The following is a 19,380-nucleotide window of genomic DNA, read 5'->3' as shown; positions in this document are numbered from 1 at the left end:
CTATGATTGCAGCCATGTGGGCTTGCGTTTTTCAAGGAAGGAAGCCACGCCTTCCCGCCCTTCCAGTGAGGCGCGGATGGCGGCGATGCGGCCGGCGGTATCGAGCAGCAGCGCATCGTCGACTGGTTTGCCGACGATGTCGCGCACCAGCGTCTTGGCTTGCCTCACGGCGTTCGGGCTGTTGTTGACCAGGGCGCGGGCAATGCCGGCGACCGTCGCGTCGAGCGCGTCGGCGGCCACCACTTCATGCGCGAAGCCGATGCGGCGCGCCTCAAGCGCATCGAAACGTTCGGCCGTCAAGAAGTAGCGGCGCGCGGCCTGCTCGCCCATGGCCTTGATCACGTAAGGCGAGATGGTAGCCGGAATCAGGCCGAGCTTCACTTCGGACAGGCAAAAACCGGCGGTGTCGATGGCGACGACGATGTCGCAGGCGGCCACCAGCCCCATGCCGCCGGCGTAGCAGTCGCCCTGCACCTTGGCCACGGTGGGCTTCGGGCACAGGTAGATCGTGCGCAGCATGTCGGCCAGGCGCAGCGCATCTTCCTGGTTTTCTTCATGCGAGTAGCCGGCCATCTTCTTCATCCAGTTCAGGTCGGCGCCGGCGCAGAAGGCCGGACCGTTCGCGGCCAGGACGATGGCGCGCACCGTGTCGCTCCGGCCCAGTTCATCGAAGGCCAGCGCCAGTTCGGCGATCGCGTGCTCGTTGAAGGCGTTGCGCAGCTCGGGGCGGTTCAGGGTGACGGTGGCGACCTTGTCGGCGATCGCGATGGTGAGGGTCTGATAGTCCATATTCATCTCTCCCTTACATGCGGAACACGCCGAACTTCGTGTCCTCGATCGGCTTGTTCATGGCGCTTGATAAGCCCAGGCCCAGCACCATGCGCGTATCAACCGGATCGATCACGCCATCGTCCCACAGGCGCGCGCTGGCATAGTAGGGGTGGCCCTGGTGTTCGTACTGGTCCTTGATCGGCTGCTTGAACGCGGCTTCTTCTTCGGGCGACCACTGGCCGCCTTTCGCTTCCAGCCCATCGCGCTTGACGGTGGCCAGCACCGACGCCGCCTGATCTCCGCCCATCACCGAGATGCGCGCGTTCGGCCACATCCACAGGAAGCGCGGCGAGAACGCGCGGCCGCACATGCCGTAGTTGCCTGCGCCGAAGGAGCCGCCGATGATGATGGTGAACTTCGGCACCGAGGCGGTGGCGACGGCGGTGACCATCTTGGCGCCGTTGCGGGCGATGCCTTCGTTTTCGTACTTGCGGCCGACCATGAAGCCGGTGATGTTCTGCAAAAAGACGAGCGGGATCTTGCGCTGGCAGCACAGTTCGATGAAGTGGGCGCCTTTCAAGGCGGACTCGGAGAACAGGATGCCGTTGTTGGCGATGATGCCGACCTTCATGCCGTAGATGTGGGCGAAGCCGCACACCAGCGTGGTGCCATATCTCGCCTTGAATTCGTCGAATTCGCTACCGTCCACCACGCGCGCGATCACTTCGCGCACGTCGAAGGGCTTGCGGGTATCGACCGGAATGACGCCATACAGTTCTTCAGGGGCGTACTTCGGCTCCACGCTCTCGCGCAGCGCGCCCTGCACCGGCTTGACCCGGTTCAGGTTCGAGACGATGGTGCGCGCCAGCGCCAGCGCATGCGGATCGTTCTGGGCCAGGTGGTCGGCCACGCCCGACAGGCGGGTGTGGACGTCGCCGCCGCCCAGGTCTTCGGCACTGACCACTTCGCCGGTCGCGGCCTTCACCAGCGGCGGGCCGCCGAGGAAGATCGTGCCCTGTTCCTTGACGATGATCGACTCGTCGCTCATCGCCGGCACGTAGGCGCCGCCGGCGGTGCACGAACCCATCACCACGGCGATCTGCGGGATGCCCTTGGCCGACAGGTTCGCCTGGTTGTAGAAGATGCGGCCGAAGTGGTCGCGGTCGGGGAAGACGTCGTCCTGGTTCGGCAGGTTGGCGCCGCCCGAGTCGACCAGGTAGATGCAGGGCAGGTTGTTCTGCTCGGCGATCTCCTGCGCGCGCAGGTGTTTTTTCACCGTCATCGGGTAATAGGTGCCGCCCTTGACGGTGGCATCGTTACAGACGATCACGCATTCCTGGCCCGATACGCGGCCGATGCCGGTGATGATGCCGGCGCTGGGGGCGGCGCCGTCATACATCTCATAGGCGGCCAGCTGCGAGAATTCGAGGAAGGGCGTACCCGGATCGAGCAGGTGTTCGACGCGCTCGCGCGGCAGCAGCTTGCCGCGCGCAACGTGCTTGGCGCAGGCCGCTTCGCCACCGCCCTGGGACATCTGGGCAACGCGCGCGCGCAAGTCGTCCACCACCGCCTGCATTGCCGCGGCATTGGTCTTGAAGTCCTCGCCGCGCGGGTTCAGTTTGCTCTCGATCTGGGGCATGTGCCGTCCTCTGCTTTCGTCTCTTTTTTGTCCGCCTCTCGCGGCGCTACTTCTTGTCAGGGAAACTGCCGTCCAGGTAGAACCAGCGAAGCGCGCCATCCGGGCCGGGTTCGCGCACGAAGCGGCTGACTTCGTGCAGGCGGTGCGCACGGCCGCCGACCTTGAAGCGGGCGACGAATTCGACGCTATCCTCGTTGATACGGTTCGGGTCTTGCTCTGGATCGTCCGGCAATTCTGCTTTACGTTGACGTAAACGTAAAGCAGTTTTTATCTCGAGTCCGAGCCAGCGCATGGGCTCGGACTCGTCGATGATCGCTTCCTGCGGGCGGGTACTTGGATGCCAAGTGGCAACCAGATAGGACTCGTCCTTGAGCGTGAATGCGGTATACCGCGAGCGCATCAGGGTTTCGGCGGTCGGCGGCAGGGCCGCGCCGGCCAGGTAGGGTCCGCAGCATTGCGCGAACGCGGGGCCGCCGCAGGGGCAGGGAGAGGTGGGACGGGTGGACATGGCGGCAATTATCCGCGATTTCGCGACTGTGGGTCATGCGGGCTGCATGACTCCGGCGCCAAGGATAATTGCTGGAACGTATAGACAGCCGAGGTGTCTATTTCAACGTAAAAGCGAACCCCAGCTTAAAAAATCAGCAGCTGGGTATGGACTTGTACAGGAACTTATATGTTTATTAATCGAATGCGGCCAGTTCATCCTGGAGAGGTTCTGCGTGAAGAATATTTGGTGCCGCTGAAAATGTCAGGTGATGAATTAGCCGTGGCATTGCTCGTCAGTCCCGCACAGGTGAATAGAATCAGGCGCGAAAAATCGGGCATCAGTCCAATCATGGCGTTGCGCCTTTCACGTTACTTCGGAACGACTCCAGAGTTCTGGCTGAACTTGCAGATGATGTACGAGCTTCAAACAGCCAAGTCCCTGTCTGGAGAATCGATCACCAAGATGATCCAGCCACGTTGTAGCCGTTGACGCATGAACGGAATTTATTAACGCAGCGTCAACCCATCCAGCCCAAACGGCGGCGCCTTCCCCTGCACCAGGTCGGCCAGCACCGCCGCCGTCCCGCAGGCAAACGTAAACCCCAGCGGCCCGTGCCCGACGTTCAGCCACAGATTGTCGTAGCGGGTGGCCCCGATGATCGGCGCGCTGCTCGGCGTGGCCGGCCGCAATCCCGCCCACACCGCTACCTGCGAATAATCCGCCGCGCGCGGCATGGTGTCGCGCACCTGGCGCGTCAGGCCCTCGACCCGCTTCGGATCGTGGCGCAGGTCCTCGCCCACCATGTCGACCATGGCCGCCACCCGCAGCCGGTCGCCGATGCGCGCATACAGCACCTTGCGTTCGAAGTCGGTGACGCTGATCTCGGGCGCCACATCGTCCTGGCGGATCGGGGCGGACAGGCTGTAGCCCTTGAGCGGATACAGCGGCAGGTCGATCCCGATCGACTCGGCCAGGTCGCGGCTCTGGATCCCGGCCGCCAGCACGTAGGCGTCCGCCGTGAGCAGGCCGCCGGCCGTCTCGACGCCGCGGATGCGTCCGCGTTCGGCGTACAGCCCGCGCGCCTCGCCATGGACGAAGCCGCGAAAGCGCGGGTGTTCTCGCAGGCGCCCGGCCAGGGCCAGGCAGAAGGCGTGGCAGTCGGCCACCGCCTCGCCGGCGTTGTAGATGCCGCCGGCCAGCAGGTGCTGGCTTGCTGCCAGCGCCGGTTCGCGCGCGCCGCATTCCTCGGGCGTCCAGACCTGGCCGGCGCCGGGTTTCGACGCCGCCGCCTCGAACACGTCGCGCGAGCGGTAGACCACCAGCTTGCCGGCGTCGCGCCAGTGGAAGGATTCGGGCGGCACCACCAGCTCGAGCTGCCCCATCGCGCGGCGCGAGCATTCTCCCAGCTCGAGCAGCTTGGCCGTGGTGCGGCGGTTAACGTCGGCGCGGCAGTGGGCCAGGAAGCTGGCCAGCCAGCGGTACTGGCGCAGGTCGGCCTCCGGCTTGAAGCGCAGCGGGCCGTCGGCCTGGAACAGCCATTTGACGGCCTTGAGCGGAATGCCTGCGTCGGCCAGCGGCGAGACGTAGCGGTAGCTGAGCTGGCCGCCGTTGCCGTAGCTGGCGCCGCTGCCGACTTCCGGCGCGCGCTCGAGCAGGGTGACGCCGTAGCCGGCTTCCACCAGCCACCAGGCCGATGCCAGGCCGACGACGCCGCCGCCGATCACGATGATGTGCTGCATGCCAGACTCGTTTGTTCAGATTGGGGGAGAGAGCTTAGAGGCTGGTTGGACGGCCCGCCAATGAATGGTGGGCGAACAGTCATAACCGGCATATATGTACGCATTTGCGCGAGCGTTCACGAAGATTGGCCGAGGATGGCGCGCCGGTAAACACTTGCCAGCACGCGTTCCTCGTAGCGCGCCAGCGAGGAATCGCGGCCCGGATCGGTCGACGGGTCACGCGCGCTGCCGCCGGCCAGCACCACGATGCCGTTGCCACTGGCGCGGTCCATGGCGAAGACCGAGCGCAGGCCGTAGGCGTCGCCCAGGTGGCCCACCGCGTCGAAGCCGGGCGTCAGCCACATCCCGGGACGGTCGGGATAGTGGGCGTTGCCCAGGCCGCGCGGGCTGAGGATGCTGCCCAGCGGGTTGCCGTTGCCGCCGACGCCGTCGTAACGCCAGTGGCGGGCGAACATCCGGTCGAGCGTCGCTTGTTGCAGCAGGCGCTTGCCGTCATGCACGCCGCCCGCCATCAGCATGCGCATGACGACGCCAAGGTCGCGCGCCGAGATGCGCAGGCCGCCGGTCGGGCTGAACGGCGTGGCGTTCGTGCCCGGCACGTAGCCGGCCAGGCCGGGCGGCGGCTGGATGCCGGGGGCGTCGACCTGCGCGACCCAGGGGCCGTCGGATTGCCAGGTGTCGCTGTCCACCGCGCGCTTGCGGTAGATGGTCGCCAGCCGGTCCTGCGCCGCCTTCGGCAGTTCGGACGGATTGTAGCCGGCCTGCAGGCCGAGCGGCTGCAACAGCAGGCGCGCCATCAGGCGGTCGAAGCGTTCGCCGGTCACGCGCTCCATGATCGTGCCGATCAGGCCGAAGCCCAGGTTGCAGTAGCTGTAATAGGCGCCGTCAGGGCCGGCGAGGCTCGACCAGGCGGGCCGCACGTCCTTCAGCGCGGTCGTCGCCGGCCAGAAGTAGCCGGCGTCGTCGCGCAGCGAGGAGGTATGCAGCAACAGGTGGCGCAGGGTGATCGCCTGGTTGGCGAAATGCGGATTGCGCAAGTCGAAACCGAGGTAGCCCGAGACGTCGGCATCGAGATCGACCTTGCCGTCTTCCAGCAGGCGCATCAGGCCGAGCGTGGTGACCAGCTTCGAGATCGAGGCGATGCGGAACAAAGTATCCGGTGTGGCGGGACGGTCGGGCATGGCGCCGTTGCCGATGGTGCGGCGCCCGAACGCGCCTTCGTACACCGGCCGACCGGCGCGCAGGGCCACCACCGACAGGCTGGCCAGCGGGAAGGCGGGATCATCGGCGATGGCAGCCAGCTCGGCGTCGAGCGAGGCCACACCGCCGGACGCCGGCGGCATCGCCGCGAACAGCGGTTCCATCGCGCCCAGCATGACCATGCCGAGCAGGGATCGCCTGCCGTGATTCATGTCATTCCTTTTTTATTGAGTTTGCGGGATCAGGATACGGACAGCCCGAAACCCTTGCCTAATGAATAGCCGTGGGGACGCCATAACTCTTTTGTATTGGTCTCAAGTGGTATGCTTCCACGGTATGAACACCCCCGGTCCCGGATTCCAGGTCAACCTGGACGACAATTCTCCCCTCTACATGCAGCTGGCGCGCAAGCTGGCGCAGGACGTGCGCGACGGCCGCTACCAGGCCGACCAGGCGCTGCCCTCCGAACGCATGCTGTCCGAACAGCTCGACGTCTCGCGCGTCACCGCGCGCAAGGCGATCGACCAGCTGGTCGAGCAGGGCCTCGTGGTGCGCCGTCGCGGCTCGGGCAACTATATCGCGCCGCGCATCGAGCAGCCGCTGTCGAACCTGTCGAGTTTTTCGGAACAACTGCAGCAGCGCGGCTACACCCCGCGCTCCGAGTGGCTGCGCCGCGAAGTGGTCTTGGCCGACGCCGACGAGCAGCTCTCGCTGGGCCTGTCGCCCGGCGCGCGGGTGGCGCGCCTGGAGCGCCTGCGCCTGGCCGACGACGTCGTGATGGCCTACGAGGTCAGCGTGATCCCGGCCACGGTGCTGCCGCGTCCCGATGGCGTGGCCGCCTCGCTGTACGCCCACCTCGGCAAGACCGGCCACATGCCGGTGCGCGCGCTGCAGCATATCCGCGCCATGAACGCCGACGCCGAGCTGGCGGCGCGCCTGGACGTGCCGGAAGGGCGCGCGGTGCTGTTCATCACCCGCGTCGGCTACCTGGAATCGGGCGAGCCGGTCGAGCTGACCCATTCCTACTGCCGCAGCGATCACTATGACTTCGTGGCTGAGCTGCGAAGGCCGGCTTAACTCGCCCGCATAACCTCGCGGCATGGCGGCGGCCGATCCTTTCATGGGATGGCTTGCCGAATTGGTATTACACTGGTTTCATCACAATTCCATTTCGAGACACGGCGATGCTCAATACCGAAACCCCTTCCCAGGCGCACGCCGCCCTCGACCAGTATCCGACCACCGAACTGGTGAACGTCTTCGTCGATGACCAGTTCCAGGCCGTCGAGGCGGTGCGCAAGGCCGCGCCGCGCATCGCCGCCGCCGTCACCGCCGCGCTGCCGCGCATGGAAGCGGGTGGACGCCTGATCTATGTCGGCGCCGGCACCTCGGGCCGCCTGGGGGTGCTCGACAGCGTCGAGCTGTACCCGACCTTCTCCTGGCCGCATGGACGCGCGGTGGCGCTGCTGGCCGGCGGGAGCGACGCGATGTTCGTCGCGGTCGAAGGGGCCGAAGACGACGTGGAGCAGGGCGGCGCGGACCTGGAGGGCGTGAACGTGGGGCCGGACGACGTGGTGCTGGCGATCGCCGCATCGGGCGGCACGCCGTATGTGCTGGGCGCGATCCGGGCCGCGCGCGCGGTCGGCGCGCTGACGATCGGCTTCGCCAACAACCCGGACGCGCCGGTCACGCGCGAAGCCGAAATCGGCATCACCCTGGACACCGGCCCGGAAGTGGTCTCGGGCAGCACGCGCCTGAAGGCCGGCACCTCGCAAAAGATCGCGCTGAACACCTTTTCCAGCGCGCTGATGGTGCGTTTGAACAAGGTCTACGGCAACCTGATGGTAGACTTGAAGGCTACCAATGCCAAACTGGTACGGCGCGCGATCCGCCTCACCAGCTTCGCCACCGGCGCCGACGAGGAGGCCGCGCGGGCGGTGCTGGAGCAATGCGGATTCCACGTCAAGACCGCCATCGTGGCCTTGTCCAAACAAACCAGTGTCGAGCAGGCGCAAGCGCTGCTGGAAGCGGCGCGCGGCAGCGTGCGCCAGGCGCTCGCGTAAGCGCGTTTCCGCAGCCTTGCCTAAGGGCACAAGAAAGAGACATGCAGAAACCGCAAGCGAACCGCCCCTGGCTGTGGGTGCCGTCCCTGTACTTCGCCCAGGCCATCCCCTATGTCGTGGTGATGAACCTGACCGTCATCATGTACAAGGACATGGGGATCTCGAATTCCGACATCGCCTTCTACACCAGCCTGCTGTACCTGCCGTGGGTCGTCAAGCCGCTGTGGTCGCCCATCGTCGACATGTTCGGCACCAAGCGCCGCTGGACCGTGCTGTTGCAGATCGTGGTCGGCGCTTCGCTGATCGCGGTCGGCACCGTATTGCACACACCGGCCTTTTTCGCCGTCAGCCTGGCCGTCATGTGGATCATGGCGTTCAGCTCGGCCACCCATGACATCTCGGCCGACGGCTTCTACATGCTGGGCCTGCGCCAGCAGCAGCAGGCCGCCTTCGTCGGCGTGCGCAGCACCTTCTATCGCCTGGCGACCCTGGTCGGGCAAGGCCCGCTGGTGGTGCTGGCCGGCTACCTGGCCGTGAGCCTGGGCGACGTCAGGCAAGCCTGGGCGATCGTGTTCTACGTGCTGGCCGGGATCTTCTTCGCCGCCTTTGCCTGGCACCAGTTCGTGCTGCCGGTGCCGCCTGAAGACAAGGCTGTCCCGTCCACCAATAACCCGCTGCGCGATTTCTTCGGCACCTTCGCCGCCTTCTTCAGGAAGCGCGACATCTGGATGATCGTCGCCTTCATCCTCACCTTCCGCCTGGGCGAAGCCCAGCTGCTCAAGCTCGTGGCGCCGTTCCTGAAGGACCCGGTCAGCGAAGGCGGCCTGGGGCTCACCACCGCCGAATACGGCATCGCCTACGGCACGGTCGGCATCATCGCGCTGACGCTGGGCGGCCTGGCTGGCGGCTGGCTGATCTCGCGCCTGGGGCTCAAGCGCTGCCTGTGGCTGATGGTGTTCGCGATCCACCTGCCGGACCTGGTGTTCGTCTATCTGTCGCAGACGCAGCCCACCGACCTGGTGACGGTGTCCGCCTTCCTGGCGCTCGAGCAGTTCGGCTACGGCTTCGGCTTCACGGCCATGATGATGTACATGATCATGGTGGCCGATGGTCCCAATAAAACCGCGCACTATGCAATCTGCACCGGCCTGATGGCGCTGGGCATGATGGTGCCGGGCATGTGGAGCGGCGACCTGCAGGAATACCTGGGCTACAAGCACTTCTTCATCTGGACCTGCCTGGCGACGATCCCCGCATTCATCGTGGCGGCGCTGGTGAAGATCGATCCCGAATTCGGGAAAAAATAACGGGCCATGATCGACGCACCGGTGCGCCTGACATCGCTCGACGCCTTCCGCGGCTTCACCATCGCCGCGATGGTGCTCGTGAATAATCCGGGCGACTGGGGCCACCTGCATGCGCAGCTCGCGCATGCGGCCTGGCATGGGTGGACGTTCACCGACACCATCTTCCCTTTCTTTTTATTCATTGGCGGCGTCGCGATGGCGCTGTCGCTGGGCCGCCTGGCCGCCGCCGGCGCGCACAAGCCGCAGCTGCTCCTCAAGCTGGCCAAGCGTGCCGCGTTGATCTTCCTGATCGGCTTCCTGCTCAACCTGATCCCGCGTTTCGATTTCGACAGCGTGCGCATTCCCGGCGTGCTGCAGCGCATCGCCCTGTGCACCTTGCTGGCGGCGCCGCTGGTGGTCTATCTGGGCTGGCGCGGCCAGGCACTTGCCATGTTCCTGCTGCTGGCCCTGTACAGCGTGCTGATGCTCTTCGTCCCCGTTCCCGGCATCGGCGCCGGCGTACTGGAACCGGGCCAGGACTTCGGCGCCTGGATCGACCGCGCGCTGATGGACGGCCACCTGTGGGCGCAGGCGAAGACCTGGGACCCGGAAGGCCTGGTGTCCACGCTCCCGGCCGTGTGCAGCCTGTTGTTCGGCGTGCTGGCCGGCCGCCTGCTGCTCTCGGCGCTGCCGCGGGTCGAGCAGGTGGTGTGGCTGATGCTCTCCGGCCTGGCCTGCCTGGCGCTGGGCTCCACGCTCGACGCGGTCCTCATGCCGATCAATAAAAGCCTGTGGACGCCATCGTTCTGCCTGTTGATGAGCGGCTGGGCGCTGCTGGCCTTCGGCGCCAGCTACTGGCTGCTGGACGCGGCGCCGTCAACGGCACTGCGCGAGCGCATGCAGCGCCTGAGCACCCCCTTCGTCATCTACGGCATGAACGCGCTGTTCATCTTCGCTTTATCCGGCCTCATCGCCAAGATGCTCGGTTTTATCCAACTCACGCAGCCGGACGGTAGCCAGCTCGCGCTCGGCCGACTCCTGTACGCGCCGTTCGCCGCGCTGCCGCTGGACCCACGCAACACCTCATTACTGTACGCCATCGCTTTCAACGCCTGCATGTTTGCCATTGCCTGGTGCATGTGGCGCAAGCGCTGGTTCGTCAAAGTCTGAACAGAACACAAAGGAGCCACTTTGCTTCCCGATATGAACAAACGCGCTTTCACGCTCGGCATGGCCAGCGCCTTCGCCCTCGGCGGTCTGCTGGCCGGCTGCGGCACCAAGCCGCTCACCCGCGACGTGCCGGTCGCCGAAACCAGCGGCGGCGACGACCCGCCCGCCGCGCCGCGCGAGCTGCGCGCCGCCTGGGTCTCGACCGTCGCCAATATCGACTGGCCCAGCAAGCCCGGCCTGTCGTCCGCCAAGCAGCAGCAGGAAGCCATCGCCATCCTCGACCGCGCCAAGTCGCTGAACCTGAATGCGATCGTGCTGCAGGTGCGTCCTTCGGCCGATGCGATCTATCCGTCGAAGATCGAGCCGTGGACCGAGTACCTAAGCGGCGCGCAAGGCAAACCGCCAATGCCGGCCTACGATCCGCTCAAGTTCTGGATCGACCAGGCGCATGCGCGCGGCCTCGAGCTGCACGCCTGGTTCAACCCCTACCGTGCGCGCATGGACGCGGCGCGCTCGCAGTCGGCGCCGAACCACATCACCAACACCAATCCCGACATCGTCAAGCGCTATGGCAAGTTCATGTGGATGGACCCGGGCGAGCCGGAAGCCGTCAAGCAGACCATGGACGTGATCCTCGACGTCGTGCGCCGCTACGACATCGACGGCGTGCACATCGACGACTATTTCTATCCCTACCCGATCGAGGCCACGCCGGCCGTGGCCGGCAATGCCGCCGCGCTGGATGGCCGCGCGGCCAGGGCCGAACTGGACTTCCCCGACGATCCGGCCTGGCAGCGCTACCTGAAGAGCGGCGGCACATTGGCGCGCGCCGACTGGCGCCGCGACAATGTCAACCGCCTGATCGAGGCCATGTACAAGGGCATCCATGCCGAAAAAAGCTGGGTGCGCTTCGGCATCAGCCCCTTCGGCCTGGGCCGGCCCGACCGCCGTCCGCCTGGCATCGTCGGCTTCTCGCAATACGACAAGCTGTATGCCGACGCCGAACTGTGGCTGCAGGAGGGCTGGCTCGACTACTTCGTGCCGCAGCTGTACTGGCCGATCAAGCCGCCGGGCCAGGCCTATGACGTGCTGCTGGACTACTGGATCGGCCAGAACCCGCTCGGCCGCCATATCTGGCCGGGCCTGTTCACCAGCCGCATCGGCGCGCCGACCCGCGACTACGAGCCGGACGAAGTGCTGCAGCAGGTCAGCGTGACCCGTTCGCGTCCGCTGGCCACCGGCCACATCCACTTCAGCATGGTGGCCCTGATGCAGAACCGCAAGGGCATCAGCGACCAGCTGCGCACGACCCGCTACACCGGCCAGGCGCTGGTGCCGGCCACGCCGTGGCTGGGCAGCACGCGACCCGGCACGCCCGCGATCAAGGCGAGCCGCGGCGCCAGATCGGTCGACCTGAGCCTGAAGGCGGGCAAGGGCAATGCCCTGTATGCGATCTGGGCCCGCCACGGCAATGAATGGCGCTTCGCCGTGGCGCCGGCGGCGCGCGCGACCTGGACGATTTCCGACGACGAACGCCTCGGCCCGGCCGAGATCGTCGTGGTGAGCGCGGTCGACCGTCTCGGCAACGAGGGCGAGCGCGTGCGTGTGTGGTCGAAACCATAATGCGGGTAGCATCACGGTATGCCGACTGATCAAGACAATCTGCGCGTGGCAGGCGCCGGCCTGGGCATCGACGCCGGCGGCACCCAGACCCGCTGGGCGCTGGCGGCGCCCGGCGGCGCGATCCTGGCCGAGGGCACGGTCGACGGTCTCTCCGCCCTGCAGATGGCCACGCCCCACGGCCGCGACGCCGTGCGCGCCACCTTCGAACGGCTGGCGGCGGCAGTGCTGCAGCATGCGCATCCGGTGCGGGTGCAGGCTGGCCTGACCGGTTTCGGCGGCGACGGCGAATTGCTGCAGGGCTGGCTGGCCGCCTTGCTGGGCGTGGCGCCGGGCGCGGTCACCTTGTGCAACGACATCGAGATCGCCTACCGCGCCAGCTTCGCGCCGGGCGAAGGTTACCTGGTCTATGCCGGCACCGGTTCGATCGGGGCCTTCATCGACGAGCACGACGTGTTCCACCGCGCCGGCGGCCGGGGCGTGGTGCTGGACGATGGCGGCGGCGGCTTCTGGATCGCGCGCGAAGCGCTGCGCCACATCTGGCGCAATGAAGACGAACGTCCCGGCTGCTGGCGGGATTCGCCGATGGCGCATGCGGTGTTCGAACACGTCGGCGGATCGGACTGGGCCGAATCGCGAAAGTTCATCTATCAAAACGAGCGCGGGACGGTCGGCAAGCTGGCGCTGGCCGTCGCCGCCAGTGCGCAAAGCGATCCGGCGGCGCGCGCCATCCTGGTCGACGCCGGCCGCGAACTGGCGCGCCTGGCGTCGGCCTTGATCGCGCGCTTCGGGGCGCGTCCGGTGGCCTTGAGCGGACGCGCCGCCGAACTGCATCCGCTGATCGCCGACACCATGCGCGCAGCGCTGCCCCCGAATATCGACTTTGCGCAGACCGGATTGCGCGCCCACCACGCGGCCGCGCGCCTGGCGCTGGGTTGAACGACAAGAAACCACCAAGGAGAACAAGATGAAATCGATCGCCGCCTTACTCGCCCTGACCGTGCTGGCGGGCTGCTCCACCGTCCCGCGCTACGACACCACCTATACCGCCAAGGGCCAGTCGAGCCGGGCGCGCTTCCTGGTGCTGCATTACACGGTCGCCAACACGCCGAGCTCGATCAAGATCCTGACCGAGCAGCAGGTCAGCTCGCACTACCTGCTGACCGACGAGGCGACGCCGAAGATCTATCGCCTGGTCGACGAGAACCGCGCCGCCTGGCATGCCGGCAATTCGAGCTGGAAGAACTTCACCCAGCTGAACAACAGCTCGATCGGCATCGAGATCGTCAACGCCGGCTGGAAGGACACGCCGACCGGCCGCGTCTATGCGCCGTTCCCGCAAGCGCAGGTGGACGCCCTGGTTCCGCTGGTAAAAGACATTGTCCAGCGCCACGGCATCGCGCCCGAGAACGTGCTGGGCCACAGCGACATCGCGCCGTTGAGGAAGCAGGATCCGGGTCCGCAATTCCCGTGGCAGCGCCTGGCGCAAGAGGGCCTGGTGCTGTGGCCGGACGCCGCCCGCGTGGCGGCCGTGCGCCCGGCCTTCGACGCCCTGCTGCCCGACGTCGGCTGGTTCCAGCGCAAGCTGGCGACCCACGGTTTCGGCATTGTGCAAAGCGGCGTGTACGACGAAGCCACCCGCACCACGCTGGCGGCGTTCCAGATGAAATACCGCCCGCTGGACATTTCCGGCAATCCGGACGCCGAGACGGCGGCGCTGCTCGAAGTGCTGACCACGCCGGCCGGCACTCCGCCGCCGCCGATGCCGGTGATCCCGGCCCAGCCGCTGCCGCTGCCGCAGCAAGCGCCGGCGCCCATGCCGGCGCCCATGCCGCCGGTCGGTACGCCAGTGCCGCCATCGGCGCCGGCCCCGACTGCCGAGCCGCTGCCGGGCGCGCTGGAGAACGTGCCGCCGACCGCGCCGGTGCCTGCGCCCGTGCCTGCCACGCCGCCAGTGAATACACCGTGACCCATCGCCGTACAGCAATTTTCGCTGTATCCTTCGCCCATCCACCCTGTGCGTATGCGGGGTGGGTTTTCTACTGAAGGATGAAGCAATGCGTCTGCGTCATATCGAGGTATTCCACGCCATCATGCAAGTCGGCACCATCAGCGGCGCCGCCCAGGTGCTGCATATCTCCCAGCCGGCGGTGACCAAGGTGCTGCAGCACGCCGAGCTGCAGCTGGGCATGCCGCTGTTCGAGCGCGTGCGCGGCAAGCTGTATCCCAAGCCGGAAGCGCACCGCCTGTTCGCCGAAACCGAGAAACTGAACCGCGACCTGCAGGGCATCCGCCGCCTGGCCGCCAGCCTCAAGGGCCGCGCGGTCGAGACCGTGCGCCTGGTGTCGACGCCGACCATCGCGGTCAGCGTGCTGCCGGTGGGGATGACGGCCTGGCGCCGCGATTTTCCCGAAACCCGTTGTGAGCTTGCAACGCATCACACGAGCGAGATCGTCAATGCGCTGCGCCTGGGCGAAGCCGACCTCGCGCTGTCGCTGCAGGATCCGCGCCATCCCGGCATCGTGGCCGAGCCGATCGCCCACGGCCTGCTGACCGTGGTGGCGCCCGCCGGCACCTGGACCGACGACGAATGCAAGAAGCCGATCTCGGCCGAAGACCTGAGCGGCGAACTGATCGGCCTGGCCGACCGCGATCCGCTGGGCGAGATGGTCGTCGCCGCCTGCGAGGCCCAGGGCGTGCAGCCGGTGTTCCGCACCGTGGTGCAGACCTACCAGATCGCGCGCTCGCTGGTGGAGGCCGGCGCCGGCACCGCCATCCTCGACCCGTTCACCGCCGCCTCGGCGGCCCCAAGCAAGGTGCAGTGCCGCCAGTGGTCGCCATCGATCCCGGTGCACCTGTACCTGCTCACCGCCAGCCATTCGCCCCTGTCGCACGGGGCGCGCGAGCTGGCCAACTGCATCGGCGCGACCGCGCGCGCCTGCCTTGAACAAAAGTAGACCATGACGCTTACCCTCGCCAGCGAGGACATCGCCGGCAGCCCCGAATTTCGCCACCTGGACAGCATCGCCGGCATCGACGTCGACCTGCGCTACGCCACGGCCAACAACTTCGTCGGACGCGACCTGTATTCGCCCTACGACTGCGCCTGGCTGCACGTCGAGGCGGCGGCGGCGCTCGAGCGCGCGGTGGCCTGGCTGGCCGTGCATGCGCCCGGCTTGAAGCCGCTGGTGCTGGACGCCCTGCGTCCGCAGCGCGTGCAGCAGCAGTTGTGGGATGCGCTCGAGGGCACCGACCTGCGCCTGTATCTGGCCGATCCGGCGCGCGGCTCGATCCACTCCTACGGCATGGCGCTCGACATCACCTTGCTCGATGCCGACGGCGTCGAACTGGACATGGGCACCGGCTTCGACGACATGACGGAGCTGTCGCATCCGGCGCTGGAAGAAGGCTTTTTGCTGGCCGGGCAACTGACCGAGCAGCAGCTGGCCAACCGGCGCCTGCTGCGTGAAGCGATGCTGCAGGCCGGCTTCCTGGGCATCAAGACCGAATGGTGGCACTTCGATTGCGGCGACCGCGACCTGGTGCGCGCCACCTTCCGTCGCGTGTTGTAGTTACGCGGCCAGCTCGACCGATTCGACCCGGTTGCGGCCGTTGCGCTTGGCCGCATACAGCTGCTTGTCGGCCGCCACGATCAGGTCGGGCAGGGTAACGCGCAGGTCGGCGCTGGCGAAATCGAAGGCGGCCACGCCGAAGCTGGCGCTGGTCGGCACCGGTTCGCCGTCGACCGTGAAGGTGCTGGCGGCGAAGGCGTCGCGCAGGCGGTCGGCCAGGACGGTCGCCCCCGCCGGCCCGGTCTCGGGCAGGATCAGCAGGAATTCCTCGCCGCCGTAGCGCACCACCGCATCGACGCCCTGGCGCGTCATCCGCTGCAGCAGGGTGGCGAAGTTCTGGATCACGTGGTCGCCCTGGTGGTGGCCGAAGGTGTCGTTGATGTGCTTGAAGTGATCGATATCGCACAGCACCACCGAGACCGGATGGCCGAAGCGCCGCGCCCGCGCCAGCTCGGCGCCCAGCAGATGGTCGTTCAGGTAGTGGCGGTTGTAGCAGCCGGTGAGCTGGTCGCGCTCGGCCAGGCGCTTCAATTGCGTCTGCAGCCGGAATTCCTCGCGCGCCACCCGGTTGAAGCGGCGCGCCGCCAGGATGCCGAAGGTGTTGATCATCGCCAGCAGCATGCCCATGGTGAGCAGGTCTGCCACCGGCCGCGGCGGCAGCAGGGTGTGCACCAGCGCCAGGAAGACGATGACGCCGCCACTCGCGATCGCGGTGGCGTAGGCCAGCCGGTTCGGGATGTACAGGTAGATCACGACCTGGATCACCACCATCGACAGCGCATGCCAGTGCACCTCGTTCGGACGGGCCAGCGCGACCACCATGAAGCAGCCCAGCGACAGGATCTCGGCGCTCGACGCGGCCAGCCGGGTGCCGCGTATGGACAGCGGACGGCGATAGGCCAGCCAGGCGCAGACGCCGCCATTGAGGGCCACGCCCAGGCGCGCCAGCCAAACTTGAAGGTCGGCAACGCGTCCTGCGGAGGCGGAACCGGAGCGCGGGACACACACCAGGCCGCTATTGTGTCAGTTTTTGCTATCGAAAACTAACGAATTATAGTAATTCGATAGTGACCTTGTTTCGACAGCATTGTTTACCTGTGCATTCCCGGTTCAGGGCGCCGCGCCCGAGCGCGCCACCCAGTCCACCAGCGTGTCGAGCACGACTCTTCCGCGGCCGTTGCCGCTTTGCTCGCTGTTGATCATCGCCACGAACACGCAAGGAATGCCGTTCGCGTCCGGCACGTAGCCGGCCAGGGCGGTGACGTTGCGCAGCGAGCCTGTCTTGAGGCGCGCGCGCCCGGCGGCGGGGCTGTCCTGCAGGCGGCGGCGCATGGTGCCGTCGACCGCGCCGATCGGGATGCTGGACTGGAATTCCGGCGCCCAGGGGCTGCGCAGCCCGGCCTGCAACAGGCGCGCCATCTGCTGCGCGCTGATGCGTTCGATGCGCGACAGGCCGGAGCCGTTGTCGATCACGAAGCCGGTGTCGTCGATCTGCTTCTCGCGCAGCCAGGCGCGCACGGCGGCGTCGGCGCGGGCGAAGGTCGATTCCCCGGCCAGCGGCAGCGCCAGGCTGCCCGTCACCGGGTCGGCCTGCAGGCTGCCCAGGCTCAGGAACAGGGTGCGCGCCAGCGCGTTGTCGGAAGGCTTGTTGGTGTCGCGCACCAGTTCCGGCAGCAGCCGCGACACGTGGGCGGCGAGCAGACGGGCGTCAAGCGGCGTCGCGCCGGTGATGGTGCGGCCGCTCAGCACGCCCCCTTGATCGCTCCAGGCCTGGCGCACCAGGCGGCTCACGTAATCGTCGCGATCGAGCACGTTGACGCCGTAGCTGCGGTTGCAGTTCTTCGGAAAGGTGCCGCGCAAGACCACCTTGATGCGGCCATCGGGCTGGCGCTGCGCCTCGGGCAGCTTCCAGCCGGCCTCCCATTGGGCGCAGTCGGCGTCGACCAGGGTCATCTCGGAGGCCACCGAGACCCGCTCCAATTGCGGATGCATGCGCAGCTGCAGGGTCGACGCGGTCGAGCGCATGTCGAGCTGCAGCATGTTCTTGTTGACCAGCAGGGCGTCGGGGATCACGTTGTAATACGCTTCCGGCGACTCGTCGAAGGGCGGCAGGCCGACGTCCGGACGCTCCGGCTGGAACAGGGCGCGGTCGAGCACCAGGTCGCCCTCGATGCGTTCGATGCCCTCGTAGCGCAGCGCGCGCAGCATGTCGGCGATGTGTTCGCCGGATAAGTCGGCATCGGCGCCGCCCTTCAGGTACAGGCTCCCGCGCAGCACGCCGTCCTCGACCTGGCCGGTGGTGCGCAGCTCGGTGCGGCCGCGGAAGGCGGGGCCCAGGCGTTCCAGGCCGACCAGGGTCGTCACCAGCTTCATGGTCGATGCCGGCTGCATCGGCAGGCCGGCCCGGTGTTCCAGCACGGTGGCGTCGCCGCGCAGCACCAGCACCCCGATCTCGTCCTGCCCGATGCCGTTCTGCTGCAGCGCCTGGGCCACCGCTTGCGGCAGCTGGGCGTGGGCGAACGAGATGCTCGTGAAGAGCGCGGCAAGAGCGAAGACGGAGCGTTGGAGCATGCTGTTCCTTTTAACCGAAGAAGAGATAGGCGACGAAGATGGCGGCGACGATGCCGATCAGGTCGGCCAGCAGGCCATAGCTGACCGCATAGCGGGTCTTGCGGATGCCGACCGAGCCGAAATACAGGGCGATGATGTAGAAAGTGGTGTCCGAGGCGCCCTGCAGGATGCTGGCCAGGCGGCCGACGAAGGAATCGACGCCGTAGGTATTGATCGCATCGATCATCATGGCGCGCGCGCCGCTGCCCGACAGCGACTTCATGAGCGCGGTCGGCAGCGCGCCGACGAAGTCGGTCTGCAGGCCGAGCGAGGCGAACACCCAGGCGAAGCCGTTCACGATCAGGCCCAGGATGCCGGAGTTGCGCACCACGCTGATCGCGACGATCATGCCGACCAGGTAGGGGATGATCTTGATCGCGGTCTCGACTCCGCCCTTGGCGCCTTCGATGAAGGCCTCGAACACGTTCACCTTTTTCATCAGGGCCCCGGTCATGAAGGCGGCGATCACCGAGAACAGCACCAGGTTGGCGACCACGGTCGACACCAGCTGGATCTGCGATTTATCGAGGAAGTAGGTAAAACTGAACACCATCGACGCGATCAGCGCGGCGGTGCCGCCGATCCAGGCAAAGACCACCGGGTCGAACATATTGATGCGCTGGCGGATGCCCACCGCGATGATGCTGAAGATGGTGGCGGTATAGGTGGCGATCAGGGTCGGGATGAAGATGTCGGCCGGATTGGCGGCGCCGAGCACCGCGCGCTGGGCCATGACGGCCAGCGGGATGATGGTCAGGCCGGAGGTCTGGATCACCAGGAACATCAGCTGGGCGTCGCTGGCCTCGTCCTTCTTCGGGTTGATCGACTGCAGGCTTTCCATCGCCTTCAGGCCGAAGGGCGTGGCGGCGTTGTCCAGGCCCAGCATATTGGCCGAGAAGTTCATCACCATGTGGCCGTTGGCCGGATGGTCCCGCGGCACGCCGGGGAAGATGCGCGAAAAGAAGGGCGCGATCACGCGCGCGAACAGGTTGATGGCGCCGGCCTTTTCGCCGACGTTCATGATGCCCAGCCAGAAGGTCATCACGCCGGCGAGCGGCAGGGCGATGTCCATCACGGCCATCTTGGCCGAGTCGAAGGTGCCGTCGATGATGCGCTTGAAAATCTCGGTGTCGCCGAGGAACAGCCATTGGAATAGCGCTGCGATGAAGCCGACGAGGAAGAAGCCAGTCCAGATGTAATTGAGTGCCATGAAGTAGGTC

The 19,380-nt window shown here is 66.8% G+C and carries 17 protein-coding genes and 1 pseudogene; 10 read left to right on the top strand and 8 right to left on the bottom strand.

The features are described 5' to 3' along the window. From KY496_RS18200 to KY496_RS18190, 3 genes are read right to left on the bottom strand one after another with little or no spacing between them, the layout of a single operon-like run. Positions 1-789 (bottom strand): enoyl-CoA hydratase/isomerase family protein, encoded by a 789-nt coding sequence (locus KY496_RS18200; protein WP_219861886.1) that lies wholly within the window; start codon positions 787-789, stop codon positions 1-3. Between the two features lie 13 nt (positions 790-802). Next, positions 803-2,410: a carboxyl transferase domain-containing protein gene (locus tag KY496_RS18195; protein WP_005664288.1), complete on the bottom strand. Its 1,608-nt coding sequence runs from the start codon at positions 2,408-2,410 to the stop codon at positions 803-805. A 46-nt stretch (positions 2,411-2,456) separates the two neighbouring features. After that, complete coding sequence (locus tag KY496_RS18190; protein WP_005664290.1) at positions 2,457-2,918, bottom strand: YchJ family protein; 462 nt, start codon at positions 2,916-2,918, stop codon at positions 2,457-2,459. Positions 2,919-3,086: 168 nt separating this feature from the next. Between KY496_RS18190 and KY496_RS18185 the strand changes: the two genes are divergently transcribed. Continuing rightward, entirely contained in the window at positions 3,087-3,389 is a 303-nt protein-coding gene (locus KY496_RS18185; RefSeq protein ID WP_219861885.1) for a HigA family addiction module antitoxin, read from the top strand. 17 nt (positions 3,390-3,406) lie between these two features. Here the strand turns inward: KY496_RS18185 and KY496_RS18180 are convergent, their stop codons facing one another. Together KY496_RS18180 and KY496_RS18175 are read right to left on the bottom strand one after the other, a co-directional pair. Further along, complete coding sequence (locus tag KY496_RS18180; protein WP_219861883.1) at positions 3,407-4,639, bottom strand: D-amino acid dehydrogenase; 1,233 nt, start codon at positions 4,637-4,639, stop codon at positions 3,407-3,409. A gap of 116 nt (positions 4,640-4,755) precedes the next feature. Next, positions 4,756-6,051, bottom strand: a complete 1,296-nt coding sequence (locus KY496_RS18175) for a serine hydrolase (RefSeq protein WP_219861882.1) — start codon at positions 6,049-6,051, stop codon at positions 4,756-4,758. 124 nt (positions 6,052-6,175) lie between these two features. Here KY496_RS18175 and KY496_RS18170 point away from each other — a divergent pair, with 124 nt between their 5' ends. The 9 genes and pseudogenes from KY496_RS18170 to KY496_RS18130 all read left to right on the top strand — a co-directional run bounded on the left by KY496_RS18170 (position 6,176) and on the right by KY496_RS18130 (position 15,550). Continuing rightward, positions 6,176-6,916, top strand: a complete 741-nt coding sequence (locus KY496_RS18170; RefSeq protein ID WP_005664296.1) for a GntR family transcriptional regulator — start codon at positions 6,176-6,178, stop codon at positions 6,914-6,916. Between the two features lie 107 nt (positions 6,917-7,023). Next, positions 7,024-7,902 (top strand): N-acetylmuramic acid 6-phosphate etherase, encoded by an 879-nt coding sequence (murQ, locus tag KY496_RS18165; protein WP_005664298.1) that lies wholly within the window; start codon positions 7,024-7,026, stop codon positions 7,900-7,902. A gap of 41 nt (positions 7,903-7,943) precedes the next feature. Beyond that, entirely contained in the window at positions 7,944-9,209 is a 1,266-nt protein-coding gene (locus KY496_RS18160; RefSeq protein ID WP_184240086.1) for an MFS transporter, read from the top strand. 6 nt (positions 9,210-9,215) lie between these two features. Further along, a complete protein-coding gene (locus KY496_RS18155; RefSeq protein WP_219861880.1) occupies positions 9,216-10,358 on the top strand; it encodes an acyltransferase family protein in 1,143 nt (380 codons plus the stop codon). A gap of 33 nt (positions 10,359-10,391) precedes the next feature. Then, a complete protein-coding gene (locus KY496_RS18150) occupies positions 10,392-11,981 on the top strand; it encodes a glycoside hydrolase family 10 protein (RefSeq protein WP_229520311.1) in 1,590 nt (529 codons plus the stop codon). Positions 11,982-11,999: 18 nt separating this feature from the next. After that, positions 12,000-12,917 (top strand): N-acetylglucosamine kinase, encoded by a 918-nt coding sequence (locus KY496_RS18145; RefSeq protein WP_184240083.1) that lies wholly within the window; start codon positions 12,000-12,002, stop codon positions 12,915-12,917. Between the two features lie 28 nt (positions 12,918-12,945). After that, positions 12,946-13,710, top strand: a pseudogene (locus KY496_RS18140) (N-acetylmuramoyl-L-alanine amidase); the annotation flags it as partial. A 325-nt stretch (positions 13,711-14,035) separates the two neighbouring features. Continuing rightward, positions 14,036-14,935, top strand: coding sequence for a LysR family transcriptional regulator (locus KY496_RS18135; protein WP_005664309.1), 900 nt, complete (start codon positions 14,036-14,038; stop codon positions 14,933-14,935). Between the two features lie 3 nt (positions 14,936-14,938). Further along, the gene (locus tag KY496_RS18130; protein WP_219861876.1) at positions 14,939-15,550 is read left to right on the top strand and encodes a M15 family metallopeptidase; all 612 of its coding nucleotides are present in this window, start codon (positions 14,939-14,941) and stop codon (positions 15,548-15,550) included. Here KY496_RS18130 and KY496_RS18125 read toward each other — a convergent pair whose 3' ends face one another. The 3 genes from KY496_RS18125 to KY496_RS18115 all read right to left on the bottom strand — a co-directional run bounded on the left by KY496_RS18125 (position 15,551) and on the right by KY496_RS18115 (position 19,370). Beyond that, positions 15,551-16,483, bottom strand: a complete 933-nt coding sequence (locus tag KY496_RS18125) for a GGDEF domain-containing protein (protein ID WP_229520310.1) — start codon at positions 16,481-16,483, stop codon at positions 15,551-15,553. 177 nt (positions 16,484-16,660) lie between these two features. Next, complete coding sequence (dacB, locus tag KY496_RS18120; protein ID WP_219861874.1) at positions 16,661-18,121, bottom strand: D-alanyl-D-alanine carboxypeptidase/D-alanyl-D-alanine-endopeptidase; 1,461 nt, start codon at positions 18,119-18,121, stop codon at positions 16,661-16,663. A 10-nt stretch (positions 18,122-18,131) separates the two neighbouring features. Further along, a complete protein-coding gene (locus tag KY496_RS18115; protein WP_005664317.1) occupies positions 18,132-19,370 on the bottom strand; it encodes a nucleoside recognition domain-containing protein in 1,239 nt (412 codons plus the stop codon). Positions 19,371-19,380: the final 10 nt, after the last annotated feature.

It is taken from the genome of Massilia sp. NP310, from assembly GCF_019443485.1.
Lineage (GTDB): Bacteria > Pseudomonadota > Gammaproteobacteria > Burkholderiales > Burkholderiaceae_D > Telluria > Telluria timonae.
Note: the sequence above shows the minus strand (reverse complement) of the source record. Positions and strands in the feature narration are given on the sequence as shown.

Coding starts and splice junctions, on each gene's coding strand:
- KY496_RS18190 (WP_005664290.1), bottom strand. CDS start 2,918: ATGTCCACCCGTCCCACCTCTCCCTGCCCCTGCGGCGGCCCCGCGTTC.
- KY496_RS18145 (WP_184240083.1), top strand. CDS start 12,000: ATGCCGACTGATCAAGACAATCTGCGCGTGGCAGGCGCCGGCCTGGGC.
- KY496_RS18195 (WP_005664288.1), bottom strand. CDS start 2,410: ATGCCCCAGATCGAGAGCAAACTGAACCCGCGCGGCGAGGACTTCAAG.
- KY496_RS18115 (WP_005664317.1), bottom strand. CDS start 19,370: ATGGCACTCAATTACATCTGGACTGGCTTCTTCCTCGTCGGCTTCATC.
- KY496_RS18130 (WP_219861876.1), top strand. CDS start 14,939: ATGACGCTTACCCTCGCCAGCGAGGACATCGCCGGCAGCCCCGAATTT.
- KY496_RS18160 (WP_184240086.1), top strand. CDS start 7,944: ATGCAGAAACCGCAAGCGAACCGCCCCTGGCTGTGGGTGCCGTCCCTG.
- KY496_RS18170 (WP_005664296.1), top strand. CDS start 6,176: ATGAACACCCCCGGTCCCGGATTCCAGGTCAACCTGGACGACAATTCT.
- KY496_RS18150 (WP_229520311.1), top strand. CDS start 10,392: ATGAACAAACGCGCTTTCACGCTCGGCATGGCCAGCGCCTTCGCCCTC.
- KY496_RS18135 (WP_005664309.1), top strand. CDS start 14,036: ATGCGTCTGCGTCATATCGAGGTATTCCACGCCATCATGCAAGTCGGC.
- KY496_RS18175 (WP_219861882.1), bottom strand. CDS start 6,051: ATGAATCACGGCAGGCGATCCCTGCTCGGCATGGTCATGCTGGGCGCG.
- KY496_RS18180 (WP_219861883.1), bottom strand. CDS start 4,639: ATGCAGCACATCATCGTGATCGGCGGCGGCGTCGTCGGCCTGGCATCG.
- murQ (WP_005664298.1), top strand. CDS start 7,024: ATGCTCAATACCGAAACCCCTTCCCAGGCGCACGCCGCCCTCGACCAG.
- KY496_RS18200 (WP_219861886.1), bottom strand. CDS start 789: ATGGACTATCAGACCCTCACCATCGCGATCGCCGACAAGGTCGCCACC.
- dacB (WP_219861874.1), bottom strand. CDS start 18,121: ATGCTCCAACGCTCCGTCTTCGCTCTTGCCGCGCTCTTCACGAGCATC.
- KY496_RS18155 (WP_219861880.1), top strand. CDS start 9,216: ATGATCGACGCACCGGTGCGCCTGACATCGCTCGACGCCTTCCGCGGC.
- KY496_RS18185 (WP_219861885.1), top strand. CDS start 3,087: ATGTTTATTAATCGAATGCGGCCAGTTCATCCTGGAGAGGTTCTGCGT.